Source organism: Marmoricola sp. Leaf446, from assembly GCF_001424755.1.
GTDB lineage: Bacteria > Actinomycetota > Actinomycetes > Propionibacteriales > Nocardioidaceae > Marmoricola.
In genome coordinates this window covers 761,538-779,979 of sequence record NZ_LMRF01000001.1, presented here as the reverse complement: position 1 = coordinate 779,979, position 18,442 = coordinate 761,538, and the positions used below count along the sequence as shown (strand labels likewise).

Annotated in this window: 19 protein-coding genes and 1 tRNA gene; 8 read left to right on the top strand and 12 right to left on the bottom strand. The window is 73.0% G+C overall.

What is annotated here, in order from left to right; genetic code table 11:
* Positions 1-16: 16 nt before the first annotated feature.
* Positions 17-397, top strand: a complete 381-nt coding sequence (locus ASG49_RS03635) for an MscL family protein (RefSeq protein WP_056537197.1) — start codon at positions 17-19, stop codon at positions 395-397.
* A gap of 38 nt (positions 398-435) precedes the next feature.
* On the opposite strand, the gene ASG49_RS03630 is transcribed toward ASG49_RS03635, so the two are convergent.
* From ASG49_RS03630 to ASG49_RS03620, 3 genes are all read right to left on the bottom strand, one after another.
* Positions 436-648 carry a hypothetical protein gene (locus ASG49_RS03630; protein WP_056537195.1) on the bottom strand — a complete coding sequence of 71 codons (213 nt, stop codon included), beginning with the start codon at positions 646-648 and terminating at the stop codon, positions 436-438.
* A complete protein-coding gene (locus ASG49_RS03625; protein WP_056537192.1) occupies positions 627-1,547 on the bottom strand; it encodes an NAD(P)-dependent oxidoreductase in 921 nt (306 codons plus the stop codon). The genes ASG49_RS03630 and ASG49_RS03625 overlap by 22 nt, the downstream gene beginning before the upstream one ends.
* A gap of 106 nt (positions 1,548-1,653) precedes the next feature.
* Positions 1,654-2,865, bottom strand: coding sequence for an LCP family protein (locus ASG49_RS03620; RefSeq protein ID WP_156384161.1), 1,212 nt, complete (start codon positions 2,863-2,865; stop codon positions 1,654-1,656).
* 235 nt (positions 2,866-3,100) lie between these two features.
* Between ASG49_RS03620 and ASG49_RS03615 the strand changes: the two genes are divergently transcribed.
* Positions 3,101-3,173 (top strand) — tRNA-Arg (locus ASG49_RS03615).
* A gap of 61 nt (positions 3,174-3,234) precedes the next feature.
* Here ASG49_RS03615 and ASG49_RS03610 read toward each other — a convergent pair.
* Genes ASG49_RS03610 through ASG49_RS03600 form a run of 3 tightly spaced genes read right to left on the bottom strand, consistent with a single transcriptional unit; the run spans position 3,235 to position 6,118 of the window.
* On the bottom strand, positions 3,235-3,834 hold the full coding sequence (locus tag ASG49_RS03610) for an LUD domain-containing protein (protein ID WP_056537185.1): 600 nt from the start codon (positions 3,832-3,834) through the stop codon (positions 3,235-3,237).
* On the bottom strand, positions 3,831-5,333 hold the full coding sequence (locus ASG49_RS03605; RefSeq protein ID WP_056537182.1) for a lactate utilization protein B: 1,503 nt from the start codon (positions 5,331-5,333) through the stop codon (positions 3,831-3,833). The genes ASG49_RS03610 and ASG49_RS03605 overlap by 4 nt, the downstream gene beginning before the upstream one ends.
* Entirely contained in the window at positions 5,330-6,118 is a 789-nt protein-coding gene (locus ASG49_RS03600; RefSeq protein ID WP_056537181.1) for a (Fe-S)-binding protein, read from the bottom strand. Before ASG49_RS03600 ends, ASG49_RS03605 begins: the two co-directional genes overlap by 4 nt.
* Positions 6,119-6,217: 99 nt before the next feature.
* On the opposite strand from ASG49_RS03600, the gene efeU reads away from it, so the two are divergent.
* From efeU to efeB, 3 genes are read left to right on the top strand one after another with little or no spacing between them, the layout of a single operon-like run.
* On the top strand, positions 6,218-7,096 hold the full coding sequence (efeU, locus tag ASG49_RS03595) for an iron uptake transporter permease EfeU (protein ID WP_056537178.1): 879 nt from the start codon (positions 6,218-6,220) through the stop codon (positions 7,094-7,096).
* Positions 7,097-7,116: 20 nt separating this feature from the next.
* Positions 7,117-8,289, top strand: coding sequence for an iron uptake system protein EfeO (gene efeO / locus ASG49_RS03590; protein ID WP_056537175.1), 1,173 nt, complete (start codon positions 7,117-7,119; stop codon positions 8,287-8,289).
* A complete protein-coding gene (gene efeB, locus ASG49_RS03585; RefSeq protein ID WP_056537171.1) occupies positions 8,286-9,575 on the top strand; it encodes an iron uptake transporter deferrochelatase/peroxidase subunit in 1,290 nt (429 codons plus the stop codon). The genes efeO and efeB overlap by 4 nt, the downstream gene beginning before the upstream one ends.
* A gap of 90 nt (positions 9,576-9,665) precedes the next feature.
* Here the strand turns inward: efeB and ASG49_RS03580 are convergent, their stop codons facing one another.
* Positions 9,666-10,856 (bottom strand): trans-acting enoyl reductase family protein, encoded by a 1,191-nt coding sequence (locus tag ASG49_RS03580; RefSeq protein ID WP_056537169.1) that lies wholly within the window; start codon positions 10,854-10,856, stop codon positions 9,666-9,668.
* Between the two features lie 86 nt (positions 10,857-10,942).
* Between ASG49_RS03580 and ASG49_RS03575 the strand changes: the two genes are divergently transcribed.
* Both ASG49_RS03575 and ASG49_RS03570 read left to right on the top strand, forming a co-directional pair.
* Complete coding sequence (locus ASG49_RS03575) at positions 10,943-11,215, top strand: DUF2277 domain-containing protein (protein ID WP_056539715.1); 273 nt, start codon at positions 10,943-10,945, stop codon at positions 11,213-11,215.
* Positions 11,208-12,056: an NAD-dependent protein deacetylase gene (locus tag ASG49_RS03570; RefSeq protein WP_056537166.1), complete on the top strand. Its 849-nt coding sequence runs from the start codon at positions 11,208-11,210 to the stop codon at positions 12,054-12,056. The genes ASG49_RS03575 and ASG49_RS03570 overlap by 8 nt, the downstream gene beginning before the upstream one ends.
* On the opposite strand, the gene ASG49_RS03565 is transcribed toward ASG49_RS03570, so the two are convergent.
* Positions 12,043-12,747 (bottom strand): metal-dependent transcriptional regulator, encoded by a 705-nt coding sequence (locus ASG49_RS03565; RefSeq protein ID WP_056537163.1) that lies wholly within the window; start codon positions 12,745-12,747, stop codon positions 12,043-12,045. The two genes, ASG49_RS03570 and ASG49_RS03565, sit on opposite strands and share 14 nt — an antisense overlap.
* Before the next feature lie 68 nt (positions 12,748-12,815).
* Positions 12,816-13,256, bottom strand: coding sequence for a MarR family winged helix-turn-helix transcriptional regulator (locus ASG49_RS03560; RefSeq protein ID WP_056537160.1), 441 nt, complete (start codon positions 13,254-13,256; stop codon positions 12,816-12,818).
* A 282-nt stretch (positions 13,257-13,538) separates the two neighbouring features.
* On the opposite strand from ASG49_RS03560, the gene ASG49_RS03555 reads away from it, so the two are divergent.
* Complete coding sequence (locus tag ASG49_RS03555) at positions 13,539-13,982, top strand: hypothetical protein (RefSeq protein WP_056537154.1); 444 nt, start codon at positions 13,539-13,541, stop codon at positions 13,980-13,982.
* Positions 13,983-13,999: 17 nt separating this feature from the next.
* Here ASG49_RS03555 and ASG49_RS03550 read toward each other — a convergent pair whose 3' ends face one another.
* Genes ASG49_RS03550 through ASG49_RS19030 form a run of 3 tightly spaced genes read right to left on the bottom strand, consistent with a single transcriptional unit; the run spans position 14,000 to position 18,392 of the window.
* Entirely contained in the window at positions 14,000-16,039 is a 2,040-nt protein-coding gene (locus ASG49_RS03550; RefSeq protein ID WP_082533749.1) for an ABC transporter ATP-binding protein, read from the bottom strand.
* Entirely contained in the window at positions 16,036-17,769 is a 1,734-nt protein-coding gene (locus ASG49_RS03545) for an ABC transporter ATP-binding protein (RefSeq protein WP_056537152.1), read from the bottom strand. Before ASG49_RS03545 ends, ASG49_RS03550 begins: the two co-directional genes overlap by 4 nt.
* The gene (locus ASG49_RS19030) at positions 17,769-18,392 is read right to left on the bottom strand and encodes a TetR/AcrR family transcriptional regulator (protein ID WP_200936188.1); all 624 of its coding nucleotides are present in this window, start codon (positions 18,390-18,392) and stop codon (positions 17,769-17,771) included. The genes ASG49_RS03545 and ASG49_RS19030 overlap by 1 nt, the downstream gene beginning before the upstream one ends.
* Positions 18,393-18,442: the final 50 nt, after the last annotated feature.

The following is an 18,442-nucleotide window of genomic DNA, read 5'->3' as shown; positions in this document are numbered from 1 at the left end:
GGACAGGAGAGCCCGCATGAGCGGCTTCAAGAACTTCCTCCTCCGCGGCAACCTCATCGACCTCGCCGTCGCCGTCATCATCGGCACGGCGTTCGGTGCCGTGGTGACCACGTTCACCAACTGGTTGACCGCCCTGCTCCCGGAGAGCAGCAAGGAGTACTTCACCAACGACCCCAACACCTTCGGCGCGTTCCTCAACGCCGTGGTGTCCTTCGTGATCCTGGCCGCGGTCGTCTACTTCTTCATCGTGACGCCCTACACGAAGGCCAAGGAGCGCTACTTCCCCTCGCCGGCCCCGGGCACGCCCGAGGACATCGAGCTGCTCCGTCAGATCCGCGACCTGCTCGCGGGTGGCAGCGTCACCCCTCCCGGCACGTCCTCGCCCGCCGACCGCTGACCACCGGGGCGCCGTGGCGACCCCGGGCCGCGGCCCGGTCAGCCGACCGGGCCGTGGTGCGGGGGCACGTCGCGGCGCAACCGCTCGTCGGCCGCGTCCGCGCGCTCGTCGTCGCCGCGACCTCCTCGGTCGTCGCCCGTCTGCTCGGGCAGCACCTCGCCGAAGACCTCAGCCAGCCGTCGCCGACGGCGGGCCCGCTCGGCAGCGGTCTCCGGGCCGTCCGGGGGCGTCAGCGGCTCGCGCTCGCGCATCGTCGCAGCGCGGCGTCGAGCCACCCCGCGTCGAACTTCGGTCGCTGCGGCTGCCAGCCGGTCTGCGAGGCGAAGTGGTCGGAGCACACCCGCAGCGAGCGGGCGAGCGGCTCGTAGCGCGGGCCGATCCACCACCGGCCGACCGGGCCCATGAACGAGGTCGACTCGACGCCCATCGCGTCGGCGTACCCCTGCACGAGCTCGTGGCGCTGCACCGGCTCCGCGCCCACGTTGTAGACGCCCGTCGGCGCGTGCAGGGCCGCGAGCACGGCGTCGCCCAGGTCGTCGGTGTGCACGACGTGCGCCCAGTCCGAGGGGTGGCCCAGACCGATGCGTCGCCCGGCCTCCGCGGCGCGCAGCCAGTACCGGGTCTGCTGGTCGTCGCCCACGATGCTGCCGAAGCGCAGCACCACGCCGACGCGCGAGCAGCTGCCGAAGTCCTGCACGTGCGACTCGCCGACCGCGGCCGGCTCGGTGGTCGTGGTGATCTCCAGCGGGCTGCGCTCGTCGATCCACTCGTCGCCTTGGTCGGCGTAGAGATAGCTCACGCCCTCCTGGACCAGCCGCCGCACACCGGCGGCGCGGGCGGCGTGCACGACGTTGGCCACGCCCTGCGTGCGCAGCAGGTCCTGGCGACGCCACGGTCCGGGCGTCAGGGCGCTGTGGCCCACGGGTGTGCGTCCAGCGAGGTTGACGACGACGTGGGCACCGTCGAAGGCGGCGCGCAGCGAGGCCCGGTCGAGCACGTCGCCGCGCAGGGCGACGACACCGAGGGCGGCGGCAGTCCGGTCGGCACGCGGCGAGCGCGTGACCACCGCGACGTCGTGGCCGGCTCGCCGCAGGGAGGCGACGGCGGCGCGTCCGATGACGCCGGTGCCTCCGGTCAGGACTGTCCTCATCCCCGCCATCCTGCGATAACGATCCGGTGACGGCAAATCGGACGCGCCGTGTCAGGTCGACGGACGTGGGGTACTCGCACCCACCGCCCACCCTCCGGACGGGGCGTCAGGCGCAGAGCCCGGCCTCCTCGGCGATGCGCCGGCGCTCGGCCTCCGCGGCGGCGCGGGCGGCGGCCTGGTCGGGGGTCGTGGTCGGCGACGGCGAGGTGGAGGGCGAGGCGCCGGAGGGCCCGGGCGAGGGGTCCTGCGAGGCGTCGTCCGAGGGCAGCTCCCCGGGCTTGCGGCCCGGGACGACGGCGTCGGCGGCGAGCGGTCCGAGCGGGCGGTCGAAGCGGATCCGGCGCCACAGCGCGTTGGCCTCGGGGGCGAACTGCAGCCGGTTGGTGTCGGCCGGGTAGGGCTCGTTGGGCACGGTGATGAACTGGATGTTGTCCAGACCGATGTCCTTGAGCGACGACCCGAGGCCGGCGAGCTCGCGCAGCTGCGCGAAGCCGCGGTCGGTGGTCAGCGAGCTGGTGGCGGCGTCCAGGAAGCGGTAGAGCCGGGGCAGGTTGGCCAGGGTGCCGCGCGAGACGACCTTCTCGATCATGGCGGCGATGAAGGCCTGCTGTCGCTTCATCCGCCCGATGTCGCCGTTCTCGGCGCCCAGGCCGTGTCGTACGCGCACGTAGTCGAGCGCCTGGTTGCCGTTGACCTTGTAGGTGCCGGCGGGCAGGTAGATGTTGCCGATGTCGTCGTTGACCTCGTTGGGCACGCACACCTTGACGCCGTCGACGGCGTCGACCATGTCCTTGAAGCCCGCGAAGTTGATCACGACGAAGTGGTCGATGCGCACGTCGGTGATGGCCTCGACGGTGCGGACCGTGCACCCGGGACCACCCACGTTGTAGGCCGCGTTGAACTGCGTCTTCGCGCCGCGGACGACCCGGCCCCGCTTGCCGACGCAGTCGGGCCGGTCGACCATCAGGTCGCGCGGCAGGCTGACGCCGTAGGCGCGCTTGCGGTCGGCCGAGAGGTGCAGCAGCATCGTGGTGTCCGACAGCCCCGGGGTCTCGCCACCGATGCCGCTGCCGGAGCGCTCGTCGGAGCCCATCACCAGCACGTTGAGCGGCTCGTCGGGCCCCTCGACCTCGACCTGCTCGGGCCGGTCGTCACCGAGGTCGATCTGGACCGCGTTGATGTTGCCCTCGAGCTGTCGGTAGGCCACGACGACGCCCGCGGTCGCGATCACGGCCAGCACGCACAGCCCGACGACCACCCGCCGCAGGATGCGCCGCCGACGGGAGACGCCGGCGTGGCGGGGTTCTGCGTCGCTCACCGTGTCGGTCTCCGTCTGTCGGTCGCCCGGGGCCCGGGGCGTCGGTGCTGGTCAGTGGGGGTGCGCCGCGGTTCGGACCGGGGGCACTAGCCGGCCCATCCTGCCACGGGTCCCTGTGCCGGGGCTGAGGAAAGCCTCAGGTGGGGAGGACGGGGGTCGTGCGAGGCGGTTTCGACCCCGGCGGGGCGCCCCTGACAAGATGAGCCCTGCCAGGTGGGCGGTGCTCACCTGACGCGCCCCAGTAGCTCAGTGGATAGAGCAGCCGCCTCCTAAGCGAAAGGTCGCCAGTTCGACTCTGGCCTGGGGCACCTCATCGACCGCGACGCCCCGCAACGCCCGAGGACGGGGGGCGACCTGGGTGCAGCGGCCTCAGCCCACCACGACGACGTGCAGCTGCCGAGGGCCGTGGACGCCCTCGACACGGTCGAGCTCGATGTCACTGGTCGCGGAGGGGCCGCTGATCCAGGTGTGGGGCCGTGCGGGATCGAGCCGGGCCACTGCGTCCTGGACGTCGGCGACGACCTGGTCGGCACGCACGACGCACACGTGCAGGTCGGGCACCAGCGTGACCGCGCGACGGCCCTGGCCGGGGCCGTGGTCGAGGACGATCGTGCCGGTCTCGGCGATGCCGACCGTCGCGGCGGTCACCACGCCGTCGAGCCGGTCGAGCTCGGTCGCGGCGAGGCCGTCGTCGGCGACGGCGCCGGGGAGCACGAGACCGCCCTGGTCGAGGACCTCGAGCAGGCCGTCGGGCACCACGACCCGCCGCTCCCCCACCACCTCCGCGAGCCGCGCCCCGAGCTCCTCGGGGGTGCAGCGCTCGACCACGGCGCGGTAGTCCGCGACCCGCTCGACGAAGAGGTCGACGTCGCCGGGGCGGCTCTGCACCACCGGGCGCTCGAGCGGCGGTGCGACCGCGGTGGCGGTGGCCGCGCGGACGCGGGCCAGGACGTCGTCGCGGGCGCTCATCGGTCGAGCCCGCCCGTGCCGCTGCCCGGACCGCCTGGAGCGCTGTCCGTGCCGCCACCCGTGCGCCTCCACCAGGCCCGGAAGGACTCCGTGGGGGCAGTCGGGAGGTCGCGGGCGCCGGACCACGCGGACGCGAGGCCCAAGCGGCCGGCGACGCGCGTGCCGATGCCGGTGAAGCGCTCGGCCAGGCGCAGCCGACGCGACGAGCCGAAGGTGGCGCCGGCCCCCTTCATGGCGACCGCCTCGACCGAGGGACGGCCGCCGCGGTGGGCGTCGACGACCTGCGACCGTAGGTCGACCAGCACCGAGGGGATGTCGATCTTGACCGGGCAGACCTCGTAGCAGGCGCCGCACAGCGACGAGGCGTACGGCAGCGAGTCGGTCTGCTCGTCGACGCCGACGCCCTTCATCAGCGGGTTCAGGATCGCGCCGATGGGGCCGGGGTAGACCGAGCCGTAGGCGTGGCCCCCGGTGCGCTCGTAGACCGGGCAGACGTTGAGGCAGGCGGAGCACCGGATGCAGCGCAGCGCCTGGCGGCCCACCTCGTCGGCGAGCGCCCGGGTGCGACCGTTGTCGAGCAGCACGACGTGCAGCTCCTGCGGCCCGTCGCCGGGGCTGACGCCGGTCCAGGTCGAGGTGTAGGGGTTCATCCGCTCGCCGGTGCTCGACCGGGGCAGCAGCCGCAGGAAGACGTCGAGGTCCTCGAAGGTCGGGACCACCTTCTCGATGCCCACGACCGAGACGAGGACCTCGGGCAGGGTCAGGCACATCCGACCGTTGCCCTCGGACTCCACGACGACCAGGGTCCCGGTCTCGGCGACCGCGAAGTTGGCGCCGGACACGGCCATCCTGGCCCGCAGGAACTTCTCACGCAGGTGCAGCCGGGCCGCCGCGGCCAGCTCGGCCGGTTCCTGGCTCAGGTCGGCGGGAGCCGGTCGGCCGGCACCGGCCATCTTGTCGAGGAAGATCTGACGGATCTCGGAGCGGTTGCGGTGGATCGCCGGCACCAGGATGTGGGAGGGCAGGTCGTCGCCGAGCTGGACGATGAGCTCGGCCAGGTCGGTCTCCCAGGCGGCGATGCCCTCGGCGGCCAGCGCCTCGTTGAGCCCGATCTCGGCGGTGGCCATCGACTTGACCTTGACGACCTCGTCGAGCCCGTGGCTGCGGGCCACGTCGGCGACGACCCGGCACGCCTCCTCGGCGTCGCGAGCCCAGTGCACGGTGGCGCCGGCAGCGGTGAGCCGCTCCTCCAGGGTGAGCAGGTGGGTCTCGAGGTCGGCGAGCGTGGCGTCCTTGAGCGCCGCCCCGCGGGTGCGGAGCTCCTCCCAGTCGTCGACCTCGGCCACGACCCGGGCCCGCTTGTCGCGGATCGTGTGGGTGGCGTGCTCGAGGTTGTGGCGCAGCTGGCTGTCGGCCAGCGCGGCGCGGGCCGCGGTGGGGAAGGCCGGCATCCCGACGAACGTCGCGGCACTGGTCAGGGGGTCGGGGGCGAGCGTCATACGGGCTCCTCGGTGTGCTTGGGCGCGGAGCCGGCGCCCGATCCCTCGACCGCCAGTCCCTCGGTGCTGGCGAGGACCTCCGCCAGGTGCATCGTGCGTACGCCGGCCCGCTGGCGACCCAGCATGCCGCCGACGTGCATCAGGCAGCTCGCGTCGCCGGCGACCAGCACCTGGGCGCCGGTGTCGCGGACGTGGCGGGCCTTGTCGGCGCCCATCGCGATCGAGGTGTCGGAGTTCTTGACCGCGAAGGTGCCGCCGAAGCCGCAGCACTCGGTGGCCCCCGGCAGCTCGCGCAGGTCGATGTCGCGCACCTCGCGCAGCAGCTGCAGCGGCTTGTCGCCGACCCCGAGCATCCGCAGCGAGTGGCAGGTCGGGTGGTAGGTCACGGCGTGCGGGAACGACGCCCCCACGTCGGTGACGCCGAGCACGTCCACGAGGAACTCGCTGAGCTCGTGGGTGCGGGGGCCGGTGGTGGCGACCGCGTCGGCGAGGCCCTGGTCACCGGCCCGGCGGGCCACCATCGCGTGCTGGTGCCGCGCCGCCCCGGCGCACGACCCGCTGGGGGTGACGATCGCGTCGTACCCCTCGAAGGCGCGCACGAAGGAACGCACCGCCGGCACCGCCTCGTCGAGGTAGCCGGAGTTGATCATCGGCTGGCCGCAGCAGGTCTGCGCCTCCGGGAAGTCGACCTCCACCCCGAGCCGCCGGAGCAGCCTCAGGGTCGCCTTGCCGACGTCGGGGAACAACGCGTCCCCCAGACAGGTCACCTGCAGAGCTACGCGCATGCCCCGACCCTACGGCCGCGGCGTGACCTGGCCCACGGTTGTCGCCCCCAACCAACGGGTCTACGCTGATTAGGCAAGCCTTACCTGTCAGGAGCCGTGATGTCGTCCTTCCCCCTCGGCAACTACCTCATCGGCCTCCGCGAAGGCCTCGAGGCCAGCCTCGTCGTCGTCATCCTCGTCGCCTACCTCGTCAGGTCCGGTCGCCGTCACCTGCTGCCCCGCATCTGGGTCGGCGTCGCCCTGGCCGTCGCGATCTCCGCCGCCTTCGGTGCGCTGCTCACCTTCGGCCCCCGCCGGCTCACCTTCGAGGCCCAGGAAGCGCTCGGCGGCATCCTGTCGATCGTCGCCGTCGGCTTCGTGACCTGGATGGTCTTCTGGATGGCCCGGCACGCCCGCGCCCTGAGCGGTGAGCTGCGCGGCCGCATCGACGCCGCCGCCGAGGCCGGGCGCGCCAGCCTCGCGCTCGTCGCCTTCCTCGCCGTCGGTCGCGAGGGCCTGGAGACCGCGCTCTTCCTCTGGTCGGCCACGCAGGCGACCGGTTCGGGCGGTTCGCAGCTGGTGCCACTGCTGGGCGCCCTGCTCGGCATCCTCACCGCCGTGGCGATGGGCTACGCCTTCTACAAGGGCGTGCTGAAGATCGACCTGTCGCGCTTCTTCACCTGGACCGGGGCGATCCTCATCGTCGTCGCGGCCGGCGTCCTGGCGTACGGCGTCCACGACCTGCAGGAGGCCCGGATGCTCCCCGGCCTGAACAGCCTGGCCTTCGACGTCAGCGACACCATCGCGCCCGCCTCGGTGCTCGGCACGATCCTCAAGGGCACGCTGAACTTCTCCCCCGCCACCACCTGGCTCGAGGCCGTCGCCTGGGTGGCCTACGTCGTCCCGACCATGACGGTGTTCCTGCTGCGGGCGCGTCGCCCCCGCCGCACCGGCACCGCCACCACCGCACCCACGCCGGCGCCGGCGCGGGCCGCCTGAGCAGAGAGACCCTCCTCCCCGTGAAGCTCGTCCCCGCCGCTGCCGCCTGCGCCGCGCTCCTGATTAGCACCACCGGCTGCTCCCTGACCGAGTCCAACGACCCGCAGGCCTCCGGCTCCGCCGGCGACGGCACCATCACCGTCGACTCCACCGCCGACGCCTGTGACCTGACCACCACGAAGGCGCCCTCGGGCAACCTGGTCTTCGACGTCAAGAACTCCGGCGACCAGGTCACCGAGTTCTACTTCTACGCCGAGGACGGCCTGCGCATCGTCGGCGAGATCGAGAACGTCGGCCCCGGCCTGTCGCGGGACCTCGTCGTGCGGGCCGCCCCCGGTTCGTACGTCGCCTCGTGCCGTCCCGGCATGACCGGCAAGGGCATCCGCACCGACTTCACCGTCACCGACTCCGGCGAGGACACCACGATCACCGGTGTCGAGCAGGCCGACATCGACGCCGCGACGACGCAGTACGCCGCCTACGTCAAGGACCAGTCCTCGCAGCTGGTCGACGAGACCACCGCCTTCGTCACGGCGTACGCCGCGGGGCAGGACGAGCGCGCCCGCGAGCTCTACCCCCAGGCCCGCACCTACTGGGAGCGCATCGAGACCGTGGCCGAGTCCTTCGGCGACCTCGACCCCAAGATGGACCTCCGCGAGGCCGACCTCACCCCCGGCCAGGAGTGGACCGGCTGGCACCGGATCGAGAAGGACCTCTGGCCGCCGGCGTCGGGCTACACCGCGCTCGGCGAGGCCGACCGCGAGAAGTACGGCCAGGACCTGCTGGCGAACACCAAGACCCTCGACAGCCGCGTCCAGGACCTCGACTACACCGTCGACCAGATCGGCAACGGCTCCAAGGGCCTGCTCGACGAGGTCGCCAGCGGCAAGATCACCGGCGAGGAGGACATCTGGTCGCACACCGACCTCTACGACTTCCAGGCCAACGTCGACGGCGCCCGCGTGGCCTACGAGGGCCTCAAGCCCCTGCTCGACGTCAAGGACCCGGCGCTGTCGCAGAAGATCCAGTCGGCGTTCCGCGACCTGCAGACCTCGCTCGACCAGTACCGCCGGGGCAAGGACGACTTCGTCTCCTACGACACCGTCACCGAGCCGCAGCGCAAGGAGCTCTCCGACCGGGTCAACGCGCTGGCCGAGCCGCTCTCCAAGCTCACCGGGGCCATCACGCTGTGACCGAGCCCGCCTCCGAGACCCCCACCTCGCCCTCCGGCGTCAGCCGGCGACGCCTCCTCGGCGCCGCCGGTGCCGGCGCGCTCGCCGTGGGCGCGGCCGGGGTCGGCGGGTACGCCGTGGGGCACGCGGCCGAGGACCCGGGCAAGCCCGGCCAGTCCAGCTACGCCTTCGGCGGCCGTCACCAGGCCGGCATCGTCACCCCCGCGCAGGACCGGCTCCACTTCGCCGCCTTCGACGTCACCTCGGAGTCGCGCGACGACCTGATCCTGCTGCTGCGGGCGTGGACGGCGGCCGCGCGGGCGATGACCTCGGGCCGCCCGGTCGGCGAGGGCGTTCCCACGTCGTACGACGCGCCGCCGGACGACACCGGCGAGGCGCTCGACCTCGACGCCTCCGGGCTGACCCTCACCTTCGGCTTCGGCCCGACGCTGTTCGAGCGGGACGGCAAGCCGCGTTTCGGGCTCGACGGCAAGCAGCCGGCGGCGCTGCGCGAGCTGCCGCACTTCCCGGCCGACAAGCTCGACCCCGCCCGCAGCAACGGCGACCTGTGCGTCCAGGCCTGCGCCCACGACCCCCAGGTCGCGGTCCACGCCATCCGCAACCTCTCCCGCATCGCCTTCGGCACCGCCGCGATGCGGTGGGCCCAGCTCGGCTTCGGCCGCACCTCCTCGACCTCGACCGCGCAGGCCACGCCGCGCAACCTGTTCGGCTTCAAGGACGGCACCGCCAACCTGAAGTCGCAGGACCGCGAGGGCGTCGAGGAGTTCGTCTGGGTCGGCGAGGGCGACGACCCCCGCGCCGACTGGCTGGCCGGCGGCACCTACCTGGTGGCCCGCCGCATCAACATGCAGATCGAGACCTGGGACCGCAGCAGCCTGCGCGAGCAGGAGTCGCTGGTGGGCCGCGACCGCGAGCAGGGCGCGCCGCTCTCGGGCGGCACCGAGTTCACCGAGCCCGACTTCGACCTCCAGGGCCGCGAGGGCCCGCTCATCGGCCTGGACTCCCACGTCCGGCTGGCGCACCCGACCCAGAACAAGGGCGTGAAGATGCTGCGCCGCGGCTACAACTTCACCGACGGAAGCAACGCGCTCGGGCGCCTCGACGCCGGCCTGTTCTTCGTGGCCTTCGTCCGCGACCCCGACGTTCACTACATCCCGATGCAGACCCGGCTCTCGGCCCAGGACGGGCTGATGGAGTACCTCCAGCACACCGGCTCGGGCCTGTGGGCGGTGCCTCCCGGCGTACGCCGCTCGACCGGCTTCGTCGGCGACACGCTCTTCACCTGAGCCCGGAACCCCGGTAGTCCGAGACGAGAAGCACCGTCATCAGGCTGTCGGCGGTGCTTTTCGTCTCGGACTACCCACCACTGCCGATCCTCAGACGACCTCGAACCGCATCCCGGCAGCCTGCAGCCGCGGCACCAGGTTGGCCGCCATGGCCTGGGCGGTGGTGACCTGGCCGGCGGTCGTCGGGTTGTCGTCGAGGAGCAGGCACAGCGCCGACTCGGCGAGCATCTTGGCGGTCTCGGTGTAGCCCGGGTCGCCGCCGGAGACGCGGGTGTGGACGGTGCGCCCGGCGCTCTCGCCGACGAAGTCGACGGTGAACCACGACTTCTCGCGGCGCTGCTCCGAGGGACCCTGGCCCTGCGGCACCCGCTTGAGCAGCTGGGAGCGCAGCGGCCCGACCTGGGCGGCGGCGGCCAGCGCGCCGACGCCGACGACGGCACCGGCGGTGTAGCGCAGCGTCTTGAGACCGGCGTAGTGGCTGTAGCGGAAGTCCGGGCCGTACGACGACAGCGCAGCGCCCGACCGGGCCACCACGAACGGGTCGATCGTCGGCAGCGGCAGCAGCCAGCGGCCCAGCACCCGGTCGCGGTGGGGCTTGCCGGCCACCGCGCGCGAGCGACGTCCCTGCGGGCGCGGCTCGCGGGCGCGGCGCTCCTTCATCGCGCTGCGCATCCCGCCGGCGTTGCTCATCGCGCCGAGCGCGGAGTGGAAGGTGCCGCCGGAGAAGGTGCCGGCCGCGCGGACCACGCCGCGGACCGTGATCGGGTCGGTGTCACCGAGCTGCTGCACGGTGAACCACGCGCCGAGGTCGTGCGGGATCGAGTCGAAGCCGCAGGCGTGGACCAGCCGGGCGCCCGAGGCCACGGCGGTCTCGTGGTGCGCGAGGTAGGCCCGGTCGACGAACTCCGGCTCCCCGGTGAGGTCGAGGTAGTCGGTGCCGGCCGCGGCGCACGCGGCGACCAGCGGCATGCCGTGGGCGAGGTAGGGGCCCACCGTGGTGATCACCGCACGGGTGGACTCCGCGAGGGTGCGCAGCGAGACCTCGTCGCTGCTGTCGGCCTGCAGCAGCGGCAGCTCGGCCAGGGCGGGGTCGATCTGCGCGAGCCGGCCGCGCACGGCCTCCAGCCTGCCCTGGTTGCGCCCCGCCAGGGCCCAGCGCAGGCCCGCCGGCGCGTGCTCGGCGAGGTAGGCCGCGGTCAGCTCGCCGGTGAAGCCGGTCGCCCCGAGGACGACGAGGTCGTGGGCCCGGTCGGGGGTTCGGTCAGGGGTGGGCTCGGGCACCGGGGCTCCTGGGAAGAGGTGGTCGGGGGTCGGGCCGCCCATCCTGTCCCATGCCGGACGGCCGGGTGCGACGTACCCTCGGTGGCATGTGCCGCAACATCCGCACCCTGCACAACTTCGAGCCCCCGGCCACCCACGACGAGGTGCACGCCGCCGCCGTGCAGTACGTCCGCAAGATCAGCGGGTCGACCCGTCCCTCGCAGGCCAACCAGGCCGCGTTCGACGCCGCGATCGCCGAGGTCGAGGCCGCGACGCGACGCCTCCTCGACGGGCTGAGCACGCCGGCGCCGCCGAAGAACCGCGAGGAGGAGGCCGCCAAGGCGCGCGCCCGGGCCGAGGTGCGCTACGCCCGTGGCTGACCACGCGCCTCCCCCGGCGGAGCTGCTCGACCTCCTCGGGCCGCGCACCGTGGTGCTCACCGGCGCCGGGCTCTCCACCGACTCGGGCATCCCCGACTACCGCGGGCCGGGCGCCCCGGCGCGGCGCCCGATGACCTACCAGGAGTTCGTGGCCACGCCGGCCAGCCAGCAGCGCTACTGGGCACGCGCCCACGTCGGCTGGTCGCGGATGGGCTCGGCCGAGCCCAACGCCGGGCACCGCGCGCTGGTGCGGCTCGAGGCCGCCGGGCGGGTGCCGCTGCTGATCACGCAGAACGTCGACGGCCTGCACGAGCGTGCCGGGCAGCAGCAGCTCGTGGCGCTGCACGGGCGCGTCAGCAAGGTGGTCTGCCTCGACTGCGGCCGTACGTCGGACCGCGCACCCCTCCAACGGCGGCTGACCGAGCTGAACCCCGGCTGGGCCGAGGCCCACGCCGACGTGGCCGCGCGACCCGACGGCGACGTCGCCCTGGAGGAGACCCACGACTTCGTGGTGCCCGGCTGCGAGGCGTGCGGCGGCCGGCTCAAGCCCCACGTGGTCTTCTTCGGCGAGAACGTGCCCAAGGACCGGGTCGCCCGCTGCTACGCCGCCGTCGACGACGCCGACTCGCTGCTGGTCGTCGGCTCCTCGCTGACGGTGATGTCGGGCCTGCGCTTCGTGCGCCACGCCGCCAAGGCGGGCACACCGGTCGTGCTGGTCAACCGGGGTGCCACGCGCGGCGACGACCTGGCCACGCTCAAGCTCGAGACCGGCTGCAGCGGCTGGCTCAGCGACCTGGCCGACGCGGCCGAGCAGGAGCGCGGGGCGCTCAGACCCGCGTGACCTCGCCGGCGACGGTCACGAAGATGTGGTCGGCCGCCTCCGGGACGATCTCGGCGGTCTCGCCCGAGGAGCCGAGCAGGACGCCCTCGGCGGTCGCGACCGCGGCCACGACGGCCCCGGGCAGCGCGCCGACGCGGCGCAGCGCGGTCATCAGCGACTCGTCCTTCTGCATCTCCTCGCTGATCCGGCGCACCCGCACCCGCAGCGACTCGGCACCGGCGACGTCGGTCAACGACTCGACGCCGTCGCGGAACTGCTCGCCGGCCGGCGTCTCCCCCAGCTCGGCCAGTCCGGGGATCGGGTTGCCGTAGGGCGACTCGGTGGGGTGGTCGAGCAGCTCGAGGAGCCGGCGCTCGACGGTCTCGCTCATCACGTGCTCCCAACGGCACGCCTCCTCGTGCACCAGCTCCCAGTCGAGCCCGATCACGTCGGTCAGCAGCCGCTCGGCGAGGCGGTGCTTGCGCATGACCCGCGTGGCCAGGCTGCGGCCCTCCTCGGTGAGCTGGAGGTGGCGGTCGCCCTCCACGGTCAGCAACCCGTCGCGCTCCATCCGCGCCACGGTCTGGCTGACGGTGGGACCGCTCTGGTGCAGCCGCTCGGCGATCCGGGCGCGCAGCGGGACGATGCCCTCCTCGTCGAGCTCGTAGATGGTGCGGAGGTACATCTCCGTGGTGTCGATCAGGTCGCTCACGTGCCCATCCTCTCCCATCGACGCAGCGGGCGTCGCCGCCCGGCCCGGCAGCGGCCCTCCGGCGCCCGTCAGCCCCGCTCGAGCGCCGTGTTGTAGCGCGACATCACGTCGACGAAGTCCCGCAGGTCCTCGTCGGACCAGTCGTGCAGCTTCTCGATCACCTCGAGGCGCCGCTGGGCCGCGACGGCGTCGAGCCGCTCGCGCCCGAGGGGCGTGATCTCCAAGATGGCGGCCCGGCGGTCGTCGGGGTCGGGGGTGCGCTCGATCAGCCCGAGCTCCAGCAGCGTCTGCACCTGGCGGCTGACGGCCCCCTTGTCGATCGAGAACAGCTCCACCAGCGCGCTGGCCCGCTGGGCGCCGCCGTCGTGGAGCGCCATCAGCATCGAGTACGCCACGGGCGCGAGCTCGGGGTGCACCAGGCGGGCCCGCTCGGCGATCCTGCGGCGCAGCCGACGGATCAGCACGCTCATCTCGTGCTCCAGCGCCAGGATGGTCTCGTCGTCGGCCATGGGCGCACCCTACAAAAGCAGGCGACCCGCAGACGTGGCCGAGGGTTCGGCCGCTCCGGGGGACGTGTTCCCGGATCGTCTGCGGGTCGGGTGACTGCTTGGAATTCACCAGCGCGCTCACGCGGCTGGGCGGTGCGCTGCTAGTGGGCAGCCACCTCACGCGTCCTCGAAGAACTCATTCCTCGGACCACCTCCTTTCCCGTGTCCGACCAGCGTAGGACGGGAGGTCCGTCGGTTCAACGGACTTTGTCTGCGCCCCCGGTGGTGGGGTACGTCGCTCGCATGACTGAGCAGCCGGACGAGGACCAGACGACCGACGAGTCGACCGAGACCGCGTCGACCACGACCGAGTCGAGCAGCAGCGACTCGAGCAACAGCGAGTCGGGCGGCTCGGCGAGCCGGGACGTCGAGCCGGGCGAGCCCGGCGAGGTGACCGACGCCCAGCTGCCCGAGGACCTGCAGCCCGGAGAGGACAACCCCTTGGCCACCCACCCCGACCAGACCGGCAACGACGACGACCAGATCGGCGCCGACCGCGAGGAGGACCCGGAGACCGCTCCCCTGACCGCCGACGAGGCCGACTACGGCTCCGGCGCCGGCGGCTCGAGCAGCGGGACCGACGGCGGCACGAGCTCCGGCGGCGACGGCACCGGCGACGGCCGCGTCGGCTCCGAGGAGGACGACGGGTCCGACACCCTCGACAACGGCGGCGGCGGCGCGGGCTAGACCCGGCTGGACCCCGGCTAGACCCCGGCCCCGCTGAACTGCGCGGCGTGCAGGCGGGCGTAGGCCCCGTCGGCGGCGAGCAGCTCCTCGTGGGTGCCCTGCTCCACGATGGCGCCGTCCTCCATCACCAGGATGAGGTCGGCGTCGCGGATCGTGGAGAGCCGGTGGGCGATCACGAACGACGTGCGGTCGCTGCGCAGCGCCCGCATGGCCTGCTGCAGCAGCAGCTCGGTGCGGGTGTCCACCGACGAGGTCGCCTCGTCGAGGATCAGCAGCGCCGGGTCGGAGAGGAACGCACGGGCGATCGTCACCAGCTGGCGCTCCCCCGCCGACAGGTTGGACCCGTCCTCGTCGACCAGGGTGTCGTAGCCGTCGGGCAGCGAGTGCACGAACCGGTCGACGAACGTGGCCCGGGCCGCCTCGAGCACCTCCTCTGACGTCGCGTCGGGGTTGCCGTAGGCGATGTTGTCGCGGATCGTGCCCGCGAACAGCCACGTGTCCTGCAGCACCATCCCGGTCTGCCGCCGCAGCACCGCCCGGGGCACGGCGGCCACATCGACGCCGTCGAGGGTGATCCGTCCGGCATCGACCTCGTAGAACCGCATCACCAGGTTGACCAGCGTCGTCTTGCCCGCGCCCGTCGGGCCGACGATGGCGACCGTCTCCCCCGGCCGGGCGACGAGCGACAGGTCCTGCACCAGCGGTCGCGCCGGGTCGTAGGAGAAGTCGACGTGCTCGAAGCGCACCTCGCCGCGGCGTACGCCGGAGGGGACCGGGCCGGTGCCGGCCACCGCCGACGGCGCGGGGTCGGGGGTCTGCTCCTCGGCGTCGAGCAGCTCGAAGACGCGCTCGGCCGAGGCGACGCCGGACTGCAGCAGGTTGGCCATCGAGGCGACCTGGGTGAGCGGCTGGGTGAACTGGCGGGAGTACTGGATGAAGGCCTGCACGTCGCCCAGCGACAGCGACCCGCTCGCCACGCGCAGCCCGCCGACCACGGCGATGACGACGTAGTTGAGGTTGCCGACGAACATCATGATCGGCATGATCAGGCCGCTCACGAACTGCGCCCCGAAGCTGGCCCGGTAGAGCTCGTCGTTCTCCTCGGCGAAGACCGCCTCGGCCTCGCGGCGGCGCCCGAAGACCGTCACCAGGGCGTGCCCGGAGAAGGATTCCTCGATGTGGGCGTTCAGCCGTCCCGTACGCCGCCACTGGGTCACGAAGAGCCCCTGCGAGCGGCCCATCACGACCTTGGCGACCAGCATCGAGACCGGCACCGAGACCAGCGCGACCATCGCCAGCAGCGGCGAGATCCAGAACATCAGCGAGATCACGGCCAGCACCGTCAGCAACGAGGTGAGCAGCTGGCTCATCGTCTGCTGCAGGGTCTGGCTGACGTTGTCGATGTCGTTGGTGACCCGGCTGAGCAGCTCGCCGCGGGCCTGCTTGTCCACGAAGGCCAGCGGCAGCGCGTTGACCTTGTCCTCCACCTCGGCGCGCAGCCGCAGCACGGTCTTCTGCACCACGTCGTTGAGCAGGTAGCCCTGGACGAAGGCCAGCAGCGCGGCCACGACGTAGACCGCGAGCACGAGCAGCAGCACCCGCCCGACGGCGTCGAAGTCGACGCCGCGGCCGGGCACGAGGTCCATCGAGCCGACCATCGAGGCCAGCTGGTCCTCGCCGCGCGACCGCAGCCCCGCCACGGCCTCGGCCCGGGTCAGGCCCTCCGGGAGCCGTGCGCCGAGCAGGCCGGAGAAGATCAGGTCGGTCGCCCGGCCCAGCAGCCAGGGGCCGAGCGCGGTCAGGCCGACGCTGAGCACCGCCAGCACCACGACGAGGACCGCCTTGGTCCGCTCGGGCGCCATCCGGCCGACCAGCCGGCGGGCGGACGGTCCGAAGCTCGAGGCCTTCTGCCCGACCATGCCGCCGCCGAACGGTCCGCGGCCCGGACCGCCGCCGCTGGGCGGGATGCGCTCGGTCTCCTGCAGCCGGCCGCCGGGGGTGTCGGGGTTGTCGGGGCCGTCGGGGCCCTCGGACCGGGCCGTCTCGTGCCCGCTCATGCCGTCGCCTCCGCGCCGAGCTGGGAGGAGACGATCTCCTGGTAGGTCGGGCAGTCCTGGAGCAGCTCCTCGTGGGTGCCGCGACCGACCACGGCGCCGTCCTCGACCACGAGGATCACGTCGGCGTCGCGGATGCTGGAGACCCGCTGGGCCACCACGAGCATCGTCGCCTCGCGGGTCACCGGTCGCAGCGCGGCCCGGAGCCGGGCGTCGGTGGCGAGGTCGAGGGCGCTGAAGGAGTCGTCGAAGAGGTAGATCCGCGGTCGGCGCACCAGGGCGCGGGCGATCGAGAGCCGCTGGCGCTGGCCGCCGCTGAGGTTGGTGCCGCCCTGGGTGACGGGAGCGTCCAGGCCCTCGGGCAGCGCCTCGACGAAGTCGCGGGCCTGGGCGGTGTCCAGCGCCTCCCACAGCTCGGCCTCCGTGGCGTCGGGACGGCCGTAGGCGAGGTTGGAGCGCACCGTGCCGGAGAACAGCCACGCCTGCTGGGGCACCAGCCCGATCTCGGCGTGGAGCAGGTCGGGGTCGAGGCGGCGTACGTCGACCCCGCCGACCAGCACGCGGCCCCCGGTGGCGTCGACCAGCCGCGGCACCAGCCCGACCATCGTGGTCTTGCCGGCCCCGGTGGAGCCGATCATCGCCACCACCTGGCCCGGGTGGGCCTCGAAGGAGACGTCGCGCACCACCGGTGCCGCGGCCCCGGGATAGCTGAACTCGACGTGCTCGAAGCGCAGCGTGCCGGGCTCGGTGAGCTCGCGCACCGGGTCGGCCGGGGGCACCACCGACGACTCGGTGTCGAGGACCTCCATGATCCGGTCGGCGCACACAGCCGAGCGCGGCACCATCATCAGCATGAAGGTGCCCATCATCACCGACATCAGGATCTGCATCAGGTAGGCGAGGTAGGCCGTCAGCGCCCCCACCTGCATCTGACCGTCCTCGACGCGGTGGCCGCCGAACCACAGCACCGCCACCGAGGAGACGTTGGCGACGAGCATCACCGCGGGGAACATCGCGGCCAGCCAGCGCCCCGCCCGGATCGAGACGTCGGTGAGGTCACCGTTGGCGGTGGCGAAGCGCTGCGTCTCGTAGGGCTCGCGCACGAACGCCCGCACCACCCGGACGCCGGTGATCTGCTCGCGCAGCAGCCGGTTGACCTCGTCGATGCGCTCCTGCATCGCGCGGAAGCTCGGCACCATCTGCCGGATGATCACCCCGATCACCAGCACCAGCACGGGCACCGCGACGGCGAGCAGCCAGGAGAGCCCGAGGTCCTCGCGCATCGCCATCACCACGCCGCCGACCATCATGATCGGCGCGGTCACCATGAGCGTGCAGCTCATCAGGACCAGCATCTGCACCTGCTGGACGTCGTTGGTCTCCCGGGTGATCAGCGACGGCGCCCCGAAGCGGGTCACCTCGCGCTGGGAGAAGCTCCCCACCCGGTGGAAGATCTCGCGGCGCACGTCGCGCCCGAAGCTCATCGCGGTCCGCGCCGAGAACCACACCGCGGCCACCGAGCAGGCCACCTGGAGCAGCGCGACGCCGAGCATCAGGCCACCGGTGCGCACGACGTACGCCGTGTCGCCGGCCGCCACGCCCCGGTCGATGATGTCGGCGTTGAGGCTGGGCAGGTAGAGCGCCGCCATGGTGCCCACGAGCTGCAGCAGCACGACGGCGCCGAGCCACCGGGAGTAGGGGCGCAGCCGGGTGCGCACGAGCCGCAGCAGCATCAGGCCCCGCCCCCGTCGACCCGGGCCTCGCGCCGCGCCAGCCCGTCGAGCAGCAGCTGCGTGACGACCTCGGGGGTCAGCGGGGACGGGGTCGGCATCCCCGGGCTGTGGGCGCCGAGCATGAGGGCCCGGAACGCCGTGGCGGCCACGAGCGGGGAGACGGTGAGCTCCTCGGCGGAGAGCTCGAAGACGCGGGTGAGCCGGTCCATCAGCGCCTCGTTGGCCTCGACCAGGAAGCGCGGCGGGCTGAGGCCGGGGCCGCGGTGGGAGGCCTGCTCCATGAGCGGCCGCATCACCATCAAGGTGGCGTGCACCTCGCGCATCCGCGCCTGCGAGCGTTCGGCCAGCACCAGCAACCGCGTCGCCAGGCCCGGCAGCGCCGCCATCTGGTCGACCAGCTGCTCGGCCGAGTCGGGCGGACGCAGCACCTCCTCGAGCACGGCGTGCAGCAGTGCGTCCTTGTCCTCGAAGACGCGGTAGATCGTGCCCTCGGCGACACCGGCCGCCCGGGCGATCTCGCGGGTGCTGGGCATCCGGCCGTGCTCGAGCACCAGGGGCGCCACGGCGGTCACGATGGCCGCCCGTCGCTCGTCGGGAGCCATCGGCGTCGCGCGGGGGGTCACCCGTCGAGACTAGGTGAGTGAGTGCTCACTCACAAGGTGCTGTGAGGGCG

Bases quoted from the DNA above. Each gene is read 5' to 3' on its own strand.
- ASG49_RS03635 (WP_056537197.1), top strand. From the start codon at position 17: ATGAGCGGCTTCAAGAACTTCCTCCTCCGCGGCAACCTCATCGACCTC.
- ASG49_RS03630 (WP_056537195.1), bottom strand. From the start codon at position 648: ATGCGCGAGCGCGAGCCGCTGACGCCCCCGGACGGCCCGGAGACCGCT.
- ASG49_RS03625 (WP_056537192.1), bottom strand. From the start codon at position 1,547: ATGAGGACAGTCCTGACCGGAGGCACCGGCGTCATCGGACGCGCCGCC.
- ASG49_RS03610 (WP_056537185.1), bottom strand. From the start codon at position 3,834: ATGAGCGCCCGCGACGACGTCCTGGCCCGCGTCCGCGCGGCCACCGCC.
- ASG49_RS03605 (WP_056537182.1), bottom strand. From the start codon at position 5,333: ATGACGCTCGCCCCCGACCCCCTGACCAGTGCCGCGACGTTCGTCGGG.
- ASG49_RS03600 (WP_056537181.1), bottom strand. From the start codon at position 6,118: ATGCGCGTAGCTCTGCAGGTGACCTGTCTGGGGGACGCGTTGTTCCCC.
- efeU (WP_056537178.1), top strand. From the start codon at position 6,218: ATGTCGTCCTTCCCCCTCGGCAACTACCTCATCGGCCTCCGCGAAGGC.
- ASG49_RS03575 (WP_056539715.1), top strand. From the start codon at position 10,943: ATGTGCCGCAACATCCGCACCCTGCACAACTTCGAGCCCCCGGCCACC.
- ASG49_RS03560 (WP_056537160.1), bottom strand. From the start codon at position 13,256: ATGGCCGACGACGAGACCATCCTGGCGCTGGAGCACGAGATGAGCGTG.
- ASG49_RS03555 (WP_056537154.1), top strand. From the start codon at position 13,539: ATGACTGAGCAGCCGGACGAGGACCAGACGACCGACGAGTCGACCGAG.
- ASG49_RS03550 (WP_082533749.1), bottom strand. From the start codon at position 16,039: ATGAGCGGGCACGAGACGGCCCGGTCCGAGGGCCCCGACGGCCCCGAC.
- ASG49_RS03545 (WP_056537152.1), bottom strand. From the start codon at position 17,769: ATGCTGCTGCGGCTCGTGCGCACCCGGCTGCGCCCCTACTCCCGGTGG.